The organism is Streptococcus sp. FDAARGOS_520 (assembly GCF_003812685.1).
Taxonomy (GTDB): domain Bacteria; phylum Bacillota; class Bacilli; order Lactobacillales; family Streptococcaceae; genus Streptococcus; species Streptococcus agalactiae.
In genome coordinates, this window is record NZ_CP033810.1 from 1,349,048 (window position 1) to 1,361,476 (window position 12,429).

Annotated in this window: 13 protein-coding genes; 7 read left to right on the top strand and 6 right to left on the bottom strand. The window is 35.6% G+C overall.

The features are described 5' to 3' along the window. Nucleotides 1–28 precede the first annotated feature (28 nt). A complete protein-coding gene (gene serS / locus EGX96_RS07215) occupies nt 29–1,306 on the bottom strand; it encodes a serine--tRNA ligase (RefSeq protein WP_000886193.1) in 1,278 nt (425 codons plus the stop codon). Between the two features lie 365 nt (nt 1,307–1,671). Between serS and EGX96_RS07220 the strand changes: the two genes are divergently transcribed. After that, a complete protein-coding gene (locus tag EGX96_RS07220; RefSeq protein WP_000480862.1) occupies nt 1,672–2,664 on the top strand; it encodes an acyltransferase family protein in 993 nt (330 codons plus the stop codon). A 37-nt stretch (nt 2,665–2,701) separates the two neighbouring features. Here the strand turns inward: EGX96_RS07220 and EGX96_RS07225 are convergent, their stop codons facing one another. The 5 genes from EGX96_RS07225 to EGX96_RS07250 form a co-directional block, all read right to left on the bottom strand. Beyond that, nucleotides 2,702–3,064 (bottom strand): DUF956 family protein, encoded by a 363-nt coding sequence (locus EGX96_RS07225; protein ID WP_000079341.1) that lies wholly within the window; start codon nt 3,062–3,064, stop codon nt 2,702–2,704. 118 nt (nt 3,065–3,182) lie between these two features. Next, complete coding sequence (locus tag EGX96_RS07230; protein ID WP_000139227.1) at nt 3,183–4,094, bottom strand: PTS system mannose/fructose/sorbose family transporter subunit IID; 912 nt, start codon at nt 4,092–4,094, stop codon at nt 3,183–3,185. 14 nt (nt 4,095–4,108) lie between these two features. After that, nucleotides 4,109–4,921 (bottom strand): PTS mannose/fructose/sorbose transporter subunit IIC, encoded by an 813-nt coding sequence (locus EGX96_RS07235; RefSeq protein WP_000763690.1) that lies wholly within the window; start codon nt 4,919–4,921, stop codon nt 4,109–4,111. 32 nt (nt 4,922–4,953) lie between these two features. Continuing rightward, the gene (locus EGX96_RS07240; RefSeq protein WP_000511101.1) at nt 4,954–5,964 is read right to left on the bottom strand and encodes a PTS sugar transporter subunit IIB; all 1,011 of its coding nucleotides are present in this window, start codon (nt 5,962–5,964) and stop codon (nt 4,954–4,956) included. Between the two features lie 303 nt (nt 5,965–6,267). After that, nucleotides 6,268–7,080, bottom strand: coding sequence for a Cof-type HAD-IIB family hydrolase (locus tag EGX96_RS07250; protein WP_000162326.1), 813 nt, complete (start codon nt 7,078–7,080; stop codon nt 6,268–6,270). Nucleotides 7,081–7,168: 88 nt separating this feature from the next. Between EGX96_RS07250 and EGX96_RS07255 the strand changes: the two genes are divergently transcribed. From EGX96_RS07255 to lytR, 6 genes are all read left to right on the top strand, one after another. Then, nucleotides 7,169–7,753: a hypothetical protein gene (locus EGX96_RS07255; protein ID WP_000734042.1), complete on the top strand. Its 585-nt coding sequence runs from the start codon at nt 7,169–7,171 to the stop codon at nt 7,751–7,753. 89 nt (nt 7,754–7,842) lie between these two features. Beyond that, nucleotides 7,843–8,454 carry a DUF1361 domain-containing protein gene (locus tag EGX96_RS07260; protein WP_000865226.1) on the top strand — a complete coding sequence of 204 codons (612 nt, stop codon included), beginning with the start codon at nt 7,843–7,845 and terminating at the stop codon, nt 8,452–8,454. Nucleotides 8,455–8,556: 102 nt separating this feature from the next. Continuing rightward, nucleotides 8,557–9,978, top strand: a complete 1,422-nt coding sequence (locus EGX96_RS07265; RefSeq protein WP_000410400.1) for an NCS2 family permease — start codon at nt 8,557–8,559, stop codon at nt 9,976–9,978. A gap of 148 nt (nt 9,979–10,126) precedes the next feature. Beyond that, nucleotides 10,127–10,570 (top strand): tRNA (adenosine(37)-N6)-threonylcarbamoyltransferase complex ATPase subunit type 1 TsaE, encoded by a 444-nt coding sequence (tsaE, locus tag EGX96_RS07270; RefSeq protein ID WP_000500161.1) that lies wholly within the window; start codon nt 10,127–10,129, stop codon nt 10,568–10,570. Continuing rightward, nucleotides 10,563–11,084 (top strand): GNAT family N-acetyltransferase, encoded by a 522-nt coding sequence (locus EGX96_RS07275; RefSeq protein ID WP_000043146.1) that lies wholly within the window; start codon nt 10,563–10,565, stop codon nt 11,082–11,084. The genes tsaE and EGX96_RS07275 overlap by 8 nt, the downstream gene beginning before the upstream one ends. An 8-nt stretch (nt 11,085–11,092) precedes the next feature. Continuing rightward, on the top strand, nt 11,093–12,400 hold the full coding sequence (gene lytR, locus EGX96_RS07280) for a glycopolymer--peptidoglycan transferase LytR (protein WP_000708156.1): 1,308 nt from the start codon (nt 11,093–11,095) through the stop codon (nt 12,398–12,400). Nucleotides 12,401–12,429 lie beyond the last annotated feature (29 nt).

A 12,429-nucleotide genomic window follows, 5' to 3' on the forward strand; every position in this document is an offset into this window, starting at 1 on the left:
GTTGGTATACCAACTCATTTTAGAGTGCCTAATTTGGTTTAATAATATCGATATTACCCATATATGGACGAAGAACTTCTGGGATAGTCACAGAACCATCTTCATTTTGATAATTTTCGAGGATTGCTGCTACAGTACGTCCAACTGCAAGTCCTGAACCATTTAAAGTATGAAGCAACCTAACTTTGCCATCAACTTCGTCACGGTAACGAATTTGAGCACGACGTGCTTGGAAATCTTCAGTATTAGAACATGAAGAAATTTCTCGATAAGTATTTTGAGCGGGAATCCATACCTCTAAGTCATACGTTTTAGCTGCTGAGAATCCCATATCTCCTGTACACAAGGTAATGACACGGTATGGGAGATTAAGTTTTTGAAGAATATTTTCAGCATTTGCTGTCATTTTTTCTAATTCTTGGTATGATTCCTCAGGCTTGGCAAATTTCACCATTTCTACTTTATGGAATTGATGAAGGCGAATTAATCCACGTGTGTCACGTCCTGCAGAGCCTGCTTCTGAACGGAATGATGGACTCATGGCAGTAAAGTATATAGGTAATTCTTTCCCATCGATAATTTCATCACGATAATAGTTTGTTAAAGGAACTTCAGCTGTTGGGATAAGTACGAATGGGCTATCTGCTAATTCGAAAGTATCTTCCTTGAACTTTGGATATTGTCCCGTACCGAACATTGAATCGTGGTTAACCATATAAGGAGGGATCACTTCAGTGTACCCCTCCTTAGCGTGTTCATCCAGCATGAAGCTGTAGATAGCACGCTCTAAACGAGCACCTAGACCTTTGTAGAAGAGGAAGCGAGAGCCAGTAACTTTTGCACCACGTTCCCAATCGAGAATTCCAAGGCTTTCACCTAAATCCCAGTGAGCTTTGGTCTCAAAATCAAATTCACGAGGAGTTCCCCAGCGACGAACTTCAACATTTTCATCCTCGTCTGCTCCAAGCGGCACATCATCAGCTGGTGTATTAGGAAGTACGGTCACCATTGATTGTAAATTAGCATCCACATCTGCCAATTCCGCATCAATTGCTTTGATATCAGCGGAAAGTGTTTGCATAGCTGCGATTTGCTCGTCTGCATTCTCTTTATTTCGTTTTGCTTGAGCAATGGCAGCAGAAGCAACATTACGTTGCGCTTTCGCCTCTTCAGCTTTGATAAGTAGTTCACGGCGTTTTATATCAAGTTCTTTAAGGGTTGTTAATGTTTCTTGGTCAACACCACGCGTGGCCAATTTTTTAGCGACAACATCAAAATCTGTACGAATACGTTTTAAGTCTAACATATAGGAATCTCCTTTATACTAAAAAACACCCTGTCATGCTGGAGCGCAAAGGCGCGGTTCCATCCAGCTTCACAGAAGTGCACTTGATTGATTGATTAAATTATTTCCCATAAATGGAACACGGTAGAATTTCATAAAACAATCTTATCTGCTCGCAACGACCGCAGACTCTCTGAAAAGAACTATTATACTACTTATCCGTTAAGGTTATTATATCCAAAAATAAGTAAAATGTAAACCTTAACTTTATAAGCCTGCTCTTTGTTTTAGTGAAATAGCTATGCTAAAATATGATTATGGAAAAGTATACAAGTATTAAACAATCAGGTCGTCATTACGGCTTAGACCTTTTAAGGATTATTTCCATGTTCATGATTGTTATTACGCATGTTCTTGGAAAAGGTGGTCTGAGATCTTCGGTTGAGGGACACGCAGACTCCTATTTTATAGTAACGTGGATTATCCAAGTCTTAGTTTATGGGGCCGTTAACTGTTACGCACTAATAAGTGGTTATGTGGGAATTAATTCGCGTTATCGTTACTCAAAATTACTGTCTATCTGGGCACAGGTTTTTTTCTACACCTTTACAATAACAGCACTTTTTGCAATCACAGGTCATGAAGTGACCTTGCTTAATTGGAGAGATGCTTTTTTCCCTATTGTCAGTGGGCAGTATTGGTACATTACTGCTTACTTTGGTCTATTGGTTTTTATGCCTGTTATTAATAATGGATTAAATGCCTTGACTGATAAACAATTAAAACAATTGGTTTTGTTAATGTTTATTATTTTTTCAATTTTACCAGCTGTTTTAAATAATCGTGTTCCAGAATTTTCATTGAGCAAGGGTTTTGAAATGACTTGGCTACTGATTTTATATATTATTGGTGCCTATTTGAAACGTATTGATTTAAATATATTTAAAACGTCATATTTACTTATAATTTATCTATTATCATTGGTTGCTACTTATGCCATGAAGTTTAGCGTTGGTGATATTTGGTATTGGTATGTTTCGCCTACTTTAACTTTAGGGGCGGTAAGTTTGTTTATATTATTTGCTAGAGCAAGCATTAAGCCCTCGGGATTCTTAAAGAAAATAATTGTTGTATTAGCCCCTTCAACCTTGGGAGTTTATCTCTGTCATCTCCACCCACTAATAGTAAAATATTTTGTAAGAGATTTTGCAGAGACGTTTGTTTATGAGTCCATTTATCTTTACCCATTTTTAATTTTAGGAGCAGGGATTTTAATTTATTTGTTGGCTTTTATTGTAGAACGTATTAGATTACGAATATTTAAAGCAATCCATTTTTCTAACTTTTTGAGATGGTTTGATGACAAGTTCCCATATTAATATTAGAGTTAAAAAATAAGATAGACTATAGTCTATCTTATTTTTTAAACTTGAATATTTTTAAAATGGTCTGGATGAGGGTAGGAAGCTTAACAACTTTATCGTCTCCAATATGTCGTCTCGCATGCTTTAATATCGTTCCAGAGTCTTTAGAGGCGAATAAAAATTTTCCTTGGTCTGTAAAGACCTCAAAGTGACGACTAATTTTTTTTCGACTAACATTAGCTCCAATTTGATTGATTGATGTCCATGGAATTTGAATATAGTCGTTGACATTTTTATCGTTATAGAATTCTAATGCCTGGTCACCAACTAAAAATTTTCCAACTTTATTCCCCATACCTAAATACGAAACTCCTGTTGTTTGAAATTCAACAGTTTTGTTTAATGATTGTGCCATGACTAATCCCTTTTTAATTTATAGTAGTTTGATTATATCATAATAGTGGGACTCTAAGTGGATTTTATGTAATAAAATATAAGAGATGGAATACTATTGTAACCATCTCTTAGTTTTATTACATCACACCTGCAAGGCGAGCTAGAATACCAACGATAAACAAACCGATGATAATTGTAATTGGTGATACTTTCTTCTTAAGTAACCACATACAGAAGAATGTAAGAAGTAATCCAGCTAAACCAGGAATAAGTGAGTCAAGTTGTCCTTGAAGTGTTTGTGGTTGCATTTTATCAAGGCTTAAGCCACTCTGAACTTGTCCTAGGATATCATGCAATTGTTGTCCACTAACATGGTCTTTAGGGAAATTGATGTATGCCCCTTCTGACAATGTCTTTTTAGGAAGGTCTACAGTAAAGTTAATTGCTACCCAACGCTTAACAAGGACAGCAAGGATGAACATACCAAGGATTGAAGCACCTTTAGTAATATCTTGGAGGATACCACCAGACATATCTTTAGTAATTTCTTTACCTGATTTGTAACCTAACTCTTGTGTGTACCATAAGAATGACATACGAATGAGGTTCCAACCAACAAAGAAGATGATTGGTCCGAGGATATTACCAGCAGAGGCAAGTGAAGCACCAAGAGCACCTAAGATAGGACGTACAGTAAACCAGAATACTGGATCACCAATACCAGCAAGAGGTCCCATCATACCGATTTTAACCCCTTGAATTGCTTTGTCTTCGACAGGTGTACCGCTTGCTTTTTCTTCCTCAAGAGCAAGGGTTACACCGATAATTGGAGCAGCAACGTATGGATGTGTGTTAAAGAATTCCATATGGCGCTCAAGCGCAGCAGCACGATCTTCTTTAGTAGTGTAAAGTTTTTTCAATGCTGGGATAAGAGCATAGGCCCACCCCATATTTTGCATACGCTCATAGTTCCAAGAACCTTGAAGGAATTGTGAACGCCACCAAACTTTTTGACGATCTGATTTTGATAATTTAATTTGTTCAGTCATTGTTTAGCTCCTTTCTAGTAGTCCTCTAAGATATCGCCGATAGGATCGTTAGAACCTGCGTTAGAAGTACCTTTGCTTCCACCCATTTTTGATAAACTGATGTAGATGAGGGCGATAGCAACACCAATAGTACCCATTGCAATAAGAGTTAACTGGTTCAAAGCTGCTAGAGCAAATCCAAGAGCAAAGAAAGGCCAAACTTCGCGAGTAGCCATCATATTGATAACCATAGCGTAACCAACGGCAACAACCATGGCACCACCAACTTGCATACCACCATTTAACCAATCAGGCATTGCTTCAAGAATACTTTGTACTGAAGAAGATGGAATAGCTAAAAGAAGCGCAGCTGGGAATGCAATACGTAATCCTTGGAGAAGGAGGGCGATAAAGTGAAAACGTTCAATTGCTGCGAAGTTTCCTTCAGAAGCAGCTTTGTCACCAGCGTGAACAAGTGCAGTTGAGATTGTACGAACAATCATTGTAAGGAAAAGTCCAGCAATAGCTAGAGGTACAGCAGTAGAGAAGGCAAAGTTGATACCTTTTTGAGTGAAGTCACCACTTTTAACCAAAATAATAGCAGCAGCAACAGAGGCAAGTGCAGCGTCTGGTGCTACGGCAGCTCCGATATTTGCCCAAGCAAGAGCAATCATTTGGAGACTACCACCAAGAATAATACCCGCTTCGAGGTGACCAGTTACAAGACCGATTAAAGTACAAGCAACAAGAGGTTGATGGATTTGGAATTGGTCGAGGATACCTTCAAGACCAGCAAAGAAGGCAACGATAACGACCAAAATCATTGAGATAATTGAAATATCCGCCATTTTGATATCCTTTCGTTTTCAGAGATAATAAGTTATTTTACGTTTGCTTTGTTGATTAAATCAAACAAATTCTTTTTAGCGTCATTTGGTACTTTACGTACATCAAATGATACACCTAAGTCACGTAATTTTTCAAAGGCAGCAACATCGTCTTTATCCATTGAAAGAACGTTGTTTACCATTGTTTTACCAGTTGAGTGAGCCATTGAACCAACGTTCAATTCAGGGATTTCCACACCACCTTCAATTGCACGGAGTGCATCTTGTACAGTTTCAAATAAGATCAAGGCACGTGTGTTTCCGAAACGTGGGTCTTTAGCTACTTCAATTAATTTACTAATTGGGACAACGTTTGCTTTGACTCCTCCAGGAGCAGCTTGCTTAATCAATTGTTTACGAAGTTCATCTTTAGAAACTTCATCAGAAGCAACGATAATACGGTTTGCTTTTGATGCTGGAGTCCATGCAGTTGCAACTTGACCATGTAAAAGACGTGTGTCAATACGAGCAAGATTAATTTTAAGCTTGCCATCTCCAATAACAGTTCCTTCAGGGATAGATCCACTTTGTTTAACTTCCGCAGGAACATCTGCAGGAACACCTGCTACAGGAGTAGCTTCTACAACAGGATTAAGTTCTTCTGGAAGGGCTTTGATACCTTCCTTAGACTCTTTAATAATATTTGCGGCAACTTGTTCAACACCTGCATTAGCGTCCATCATACGCTCAGTATAGGCTTGGATAAGCATTGGCAAATTGAGACCAGTGATGATAGCCATTTTACGTTCAGGATTTTCTCCCATAACACGGCTTGCTTGGTTAAATGGTGACCCACTCCAAAGGTCAGCTAACACAAGCACCTCATCATCAGCATCAAATTGTGCGATAGCATTGTTGAAGTGTCCATACAAATCATCTGGTCCTTCATTTGGCATGAAAGTTACAACTTGAACTTTTTCTTGTTCACCAAAGATCATTGAACCTGATTGATGAATACCTTCAGCAAATTTACCATGGCTGGCAATAATAATACCGATACCCATTCTTGTTCTTCCTCCTTAAAAAATTTTTTCGTTGACATAAAGAAGAATAATCTCCTTCCAATCGTAAAATTGGCCATTCTTTTTCATTTCAACGAAATTATAGAACAGATATATTTTAAAACGTTTTCAGAAAAAAATCAATACTATTTCTAATAAAAATTAAAAAAAAAAGATATTTTTTTCACAAATACCTTTTATAATAGGGGAAGAGAGTGGTAACTTTTTTTGTTAATAATATAGTAGAAAACCTAAAAAACGATTTCTATTAGAATTCTGTTTCAATAGAGATCATTTTTGAAAATACTACAATAATAATTTTTCTAGAGTTTTAGCAACACCATCTTCTTCGTTTGTCCATTGGATTTGTTGGTCGGCATATGGAAGTAGAGTTGGATTAGCATTTTTCATAGCATATCCTGTATGTGCAAAGGCCAGCATCTCGGTGTCATTGTGTTCATCTCCAAAGGCAATCAAATTTTCTTGTGAAAGATTGAGTGATTTTAATAAATGTTTGAGAGCATAAGCTTTGTTAACACCTTTAGGTGAAAATTCGAGTATATTCAATGGACCACCCCAAGAATCTACTTCTAGTTCGTGATTAAAATGTTGTCGTAACTCTTTAGCTAACTCATACTTATCTTTATGACGTGTTTGCATCAATAGAGCATTTGGATTGCGTGTGATTTTAGTAACATCTAATGCCATTTTATCAGTAATTTCATTGACACCGAATAATTGTGGGTTAATTTTATCACGATTATCCATAGTAATGTAAAAATTTTTACGGTATTCGCTAGCAATAAAATCGGCTTGGATAGCATCTGATAAATTTAAGGTTTCAAGGAGTAATTTTTTATCAATCGTTGCACTACGCTCAAACGCCCACTTTTTTTCGGGGATATGAGTTAAAGCACCATTAAAATTTATCATTGGTGTTTTTAAATCTAGGCGTAAATAATGAGCGAGTGCCATACGGTATGGGCGTCCGGTTGTAATAATTACTTTGTGTCCTTGAGCTTGAACTTTTCGAAGTGTATCAGCGGTGTAGTCAGAAATAGTGTTATTATTATGTAATAGAGTACCGTCTAAATCTACGGCGATAATTTTCTTTGTCATGCTGACATTATATCAAAAATAGATTTCAATAAAAAGAGACAGTAGAAATATGATATAATAACTGTGGAAATATGGAAGTTGGTGGATTATGAAAAAGTTAATTTGGAGTCATCTTTTTGCCATAGTCAGTATTTTAGGGATATGGTATTATCATGTAAAAATTGATCATTTGATGGTAATTCTATTGGCATCAGTCTTGTCGTTAGAGATGGGATTCATTGCTTATTATAGTCGTAATATTTTTATTCGTCTTTTAGCAAGTTTAGGTCTTTTATTTTTTTACCCACAGAGTTTAGGGATTTTTCTTAGTTTGGTGAGCTTAGAGTGGTCAACAAAAGACATTTGGCAGTCTAATCACTTTATGCAATATATGGCATACCTTCTTGCAATTCTTTTTATTATCTCTTCAGCTTTACTAAGCTTGAAGCTATTGGTAAATGCATATGATATTAGTAAAAGGTATCAATTAGCAACTGTTATACCTGTAATGCTTTTTAGTAGTTTTGCCTTTTGCTTAGAAAAATCAGGATCATTAGGTTTAGAAGGAATCATTTTAAATCCGTCAGCATTTTTTAATGGAATACAGACTAATATGGCTAACCTTGATTTTAAAGCCTTGTCTTGCCTTTTTTTAGTACAATTATTACTTTGGGGAATATTAATGGAAGACTAACCACAACAGGGTTAGTCTTTTAGGTTTGAAGTTTATTTAACCTTAATTTAATAATATGTTGTATAATGAGATATTAATTGGAGGTTAGAATGAAAGTAAAACTATTTGCGATACATCTATTTTTTATTGTTATTTCTTTTGGGATTAAATATTATCATTTGCAGGGACCAAATTTGATTTGGAATATGACTCTAGCCCTAATAGCGTTAGATTTTGCATACCTTACTAGTTTATTTAAGAAAAAAATTCTTATCGGTCTTTTTGCACTTGCTTGGTTTTTTTTCTATCCTAATACCTTTTATATGTTGACGGATATCATTCATATGCATTTTGTCGGAGACGTTCTTTATAATAAGACAAATTTAATACTTTATATCTTGTATGTATCTAGTATCTTGTTTGGTTTTTTATCAGGTATCGAAAGTTTTTCTGTGATTATGCGTAAATTTAGAATTAGCAATATATTTTTAAGATGGGGAATTATTGGAATTGTATCATTTGTTTCAAGTTTTGGTATTCATATTGGTCGTTATGCCCGTCTAAATTCATGGGATATCTTAACGAAGCCACAAGTGGTAATTAACGAACTTTTAGCGGTTCCGAGTAGGGATTCATTCCACTTTATTTTAGGATTTACATTTTTACAGGTATTGTGTCTTATTTTTATGGATTATTCTGCAGGGAAAAAGCTTGAAAAGTGAATTATTTTTTGTTAATATATATTAGTCGTTCGTAAATATAAGAACGATTAATTTTTTTAAAAGTGTAAAATAGCAAAAAATAAAGGAGAATCCGATTTTAAAATGGAAAAGTTTTTTAAGCTAAAGGAACACGGGACGACAATTCGGACTGAAATCACTGCTGGTCTAACGACTTTCTTTGCAATGTCGTACATTTTGTTTGTAAATCCAGCTATTTTATCTCAGACTGGGATGCCAGCACAAGGAGTTTTCTTAGCGACGATTATTGGTGCCGTTGTAGCTACATCTGTTATGGCTTTCTATGCTAACCTTCCCTATGCACAAGCTCCTGGGATGGGATTAAATGCTTTCTTTACATATACAGTTGTCTTTGCATTGGGATATACATGGCAAGAAGCCTTAGCTATGGTATTTATTTGTGGTTTGATTTCTCTGATTATTACTTTAACGAAAGTTAGAAAGATGATTATTGAGTCTATCCCAACAACTTTAAAATCAGCCATTACAGCAGGAATCGGAACTTTTTTAGCATACGTTGGGATTAAAAATGCTGGTTTTTTGAAATTTTCAATTGATCCTGGGACGTATGATGTTGTTGGAAAGGGTGCTGCGAAAGGATTGGCTACTATTACAGCAAATTCTTCAGCAACGCCAGGGCTAGTGTCGTTTGATAATCCAGCCATTTTATTATCTTTGATTGGTTTAAGCATTACCATCTTCTTTATTGTAAAGGGTATCCGTGGAGGGATTATTCTATCGATATTAACAACGACCCTCTTAGGTATTTTAATGGGAGTGGTTAAGTTAGATGCTATTAATTGGGAAGCAACTAACCTCTCGGCCTCTTTTAGAGATTTGAAGCAAGTATTTGGAGTTGCATTAGGAGAGAAAGGATTAATTTCTTTATTTTCTAATCCTTCACGTCTACCAAGTGTATTAATGGCCATTCTTGCTTTTTCACTGACTGATATTTTTGATACCATTGGAACGCTCATTGGTACCGGAGAAAAAGTTGGTATCTTAGCAACGACTGGTGATAATCATGAATCTAAGAGTTTAGACAAAGCACTCTATTCAGACTTAATTGGGACAACTTTTGGTGCTATTTGTGGAACATCTAACGTTACAACCTATGTTGAGTCAGCAGCAGGAATCGGAGCTGGTGGTCGTACAGGATTGACAGCCTTAGTAGTTGCTGGTTTGTTTGCTATATCTAGTTTTTTTAGTCCACTAGTATCTATCGTTCCGAGTCAAGCTACTGCACCAATATTGGTTATTGTTGGTATTATGATGCTTTCAAATTTAAAAGATATCAAATGGGATGATATGTCAGAAGCTATCCCAGCTTTCTTTACTTCTCTTTTTATGGGGTTTACTTATAGCATTACTTATGGTATTGCAGCTGGTTTCTTGACCTATACACTAGCTAAAGTCATCAAAGGACAAGCAAAAGATATTCATGTGGTACTGTGGATTTTAGATATATTATTTATTCTAAACTTTATCAGCTTGGCTATTTTGTAATATTATAGTTTGATAAATAAGATAAAAGGAAATCAGATTTGTAGCCTGGTTTCCTTTTTTCTTAAGAAAAGTGAAGAAATATATGCTATGGGGCTGTCAGAATCAGCAAACTGTTGGAAGACAGAGATATTTCTGGTATAATATCTCTATGTTTTATACTCAAAATGAAGAAGAGCTTATTGCCCTAGGGCAAAAACTGGGTACTGTTTTAAAGTCAGGAGATATCGTATTATTGACTGGTAATTTAGGTGCAGGCAAAACAACTCTTACAAAAGGTATTGCAAAGGGATTAGACATAAAACAAATGATTAAGAGCCCAACTTACACTATTGTTAGAGAATATGAAGGGCGTGTACCACTTTACCATTTGGATGTTTATCGTATTGGAGATGATCCTGATTCTATTGACTTAGATGACTTCTTGTTTGGTCAAGGAGTAACAGTTATTGAATGGGGAGAGTTGCTTAGTGATAACCTTATCAATAACTACTTAGAAATTGTTATTACGAGGAGCAATCAAGGACGTCAGGTTCAGTTAGAAGCTTATGGGCATCGCGCAAGAGAAATTATTGAGGCGATTCAAGATGTCTAAACAATTTGCTGTTGATTTTATAGAAGCTTCGAGAGAGGAAGCATCTGCGATCCTTGAATTTTTAAATACTGTTACTGAGGAAACAGATTTTATTTTGCATACGGTGAGCAATCAACTATCTTTGTCAGAAATGGAAACGTTTATTGAAAATACCTTAATGACGAAAAATTGCATTTGTTTGATTGCTAAATTAAAAAATAAAGTGATCGGCTTGATAACAATCATTAGTCAGTCTGATATTGAAATTGAACACGTTGGGGATCTTTTTATTGCCGTTCAGAAGGATTATTGGGGATATGGTATTGGTCATATTCTCATGGAAGAAGCAATAGAATGGGCGTCAGATAACGATATTACACGCCGCTTAGAACTATCAGTCCAAGGACGTAATGAACGTGCTATTCACCTCTACCAAAAATTCGGTTTTGAAATAGATGGGCTTCAAACAAGAGGTATTAAAAGAGAAAATGGAGAATTTCTAGACATTTACAGAATGAGTAAGTTGATAGATTAGGAATATACATGAAAATTTGGAAAAAAATAACCTTAATGTTTTCTGCAATTATTTTAACAACAGTAATTGCATTGGGAGTCTATGTTGCCTCAGCTTATAATTTTTCGACTAATGAATTGTCTAAGACTTTTAAAGATTTTAAGCTAGCTAAATCAAAAAGTCATGCTATTGAAGAAACAAAGCCGTTTTCAATACTATTAATGGGGGTGGACACAGGTTCAGAGCATCGAAAATCTAAGTGGTCAGGAAATAGCGATTCTATGATCTTAGTCACTATAAATCCTAAAACTAATAAAACAACGATGACAAGCTTAGAACGTGACGTATTGATTAAATTGAGTGGTCCCAAAAATAATGGACAGACTGGAGTAGAAGCAAAGCTAAATGCAGCCTATGCTTCTGGTGGTGCGGAAATGGCATTGATGACTGTTCAAGACTTATTAGATATTAATGTTGATTACTTTATGCAAATTAATATGCAAGGATTAGTTGATTTAGTCAATGCTGTTGGTGGTATAACAGTAACTAATAAATTTGACTTTCCAATATCAATTGCTGCCAATGAACCAGAGTACAAGGCTGTTGTTGAACCAGGGACACATAAAATAAATGGAGAACAAGCACTTGTTTATTCTCGTATGCGCTATGATGATCCAGAGGGAGATTATGGGCGTCAAAAAAGACAACGTGAAGTAATTCAAAAAGTCCTTAAAAAAATATTGGCGTTAAATAGTATTAGTTCATACAAAAAAATTCTTTCCGCAGTAAGTAATAACATGCAAACTAATATTGAGATATCATCAAAAACGATTCCTAATTTGTTAGCTTATAAAGATTCATTGGAACATATTAAATCTTATCAGTTGAAGGGTGAAGACGCTACTTTATCAGATGGTGGCTCTTATCAAATTTTAACTAAGAAACATCTACTTGCAGTTCAAAATAGAATTAAGAAAGAACTGGATAAAAAGCGTAGTAAAACTCTGAAGACAAGCGCGATTCTATATGAAGATTACTATGGTACTACTGCTAGTAATGATTCTTCTACTTATTCATCAACACAAGAGAATAATTATAATACAACACCTTATTCAGAAGCACCACCAAGTTACAGTGGTAATACTACTTATAGTTCTGAGACTAATCAAACAACTCATCAAAATTACTATAATAGTAGCACTCCTGCTAGTAACTATAGCAGTAACACTAACACAGGTCAGGCTGATTCAAGTGGAAGTGTCAATAATCATAACGGGGCTGCAACGCCTAATCCAAACACAGGAACGCAACCAGTACCAGGTCAAACTAATCCATAAAATATAAAAAAGAGCATTATTTGCTCTTT

Bases quoted from the DNA above. Each gene is read 5' to 3' on its own strand.
- EGX96_RS07220 (WP_000480862.1), top strand. From the start codon at position 1,672: ATGTTCATGATTGTTATTACGCATGTTCTTGGAAAAGGTGGTCTGAGA.
- serS (WP_000886193.1), bottom strand. From the start codon at position 1,306: ATGTTAGACTTAAAACGTATTCGTACAGATTTTGATGTTGTCGCTAAA.
- EGX96_RS07235 (WP_000763690.1), bottom strand. From the start codon at position 4,921: ATGGCGGATATTTCAATTATCTCAATGATTTTGGTCGTTATCGTTGCC.
- EGX96_RS07260 (WP_000865226.1), top strand. From the start codon at position 7,843: ATGAAAGTAAAACTATTTGCGATACATCTATTTTTTATTGTTATTTCT.
- EGX96_RS07250 (WP_000162326.1), bottom strand. From the start codon at position 7,080: ATGACAAAGAAAATTATCGCCGTAGATTTAGACGGTACTCTATTACAT.
- EGX96_RS07230 (WP_000139227.1), bottom strand. From the start codon at position 4,094: ATGACTGAACAAATTAAATTATCAAAATCAGATCGTCAAAAAGTTTGG.
- tsaE (WP_000500161.1), top strand. From the start codon at position 10,127: ATGTTTTATACTCAAAATGAAGAAGAGCTTATTGCCCTAGGGCAAAAA.
- EGX96_RS07255 (WP_000734042.1), top strand. From the start codon at position 7,169: ATGAAAAAGTTAATTTGGAGTCATCTTTTTGCCATAGTCAGTATTTTA.
- EGX96_RS07225 (WP_000079341.1), bottom strand. From the start codon at position 3,064: ATGGCACAATCATTAAACAAAACTGTTGAATTTCAAACAACAGGAGTT.
- lytR (WP_000708156.1), top strand. From the start codon at position 11,093: ATGAAAATTTGGAAAAAAATAACCTTAATGTTTTCTGCAATTATTTTA.
- EGX96_RS07265 (WP_000410400.1), top strand. From the start codon at position 8,557: ATGGAAAAGTTTTTTAAGCTAAAGGAACACGGGACGACAATTCGGACT.
- EGX96_RS07240 (WP_000511101.1), bottom strand. From the start codon at position 5,964: ATGGGTATCGGTATTATTATTGCCAGCCATGGTAAATTTGCTGAAGGT.
- EGX96_RS07275 (WP_000043146.1), top strand. From the start codon at position 10,563: ATGTCTAAACAATTTGCTGTTGATTTTATAGAAGCTTCGAGAGAGGAA.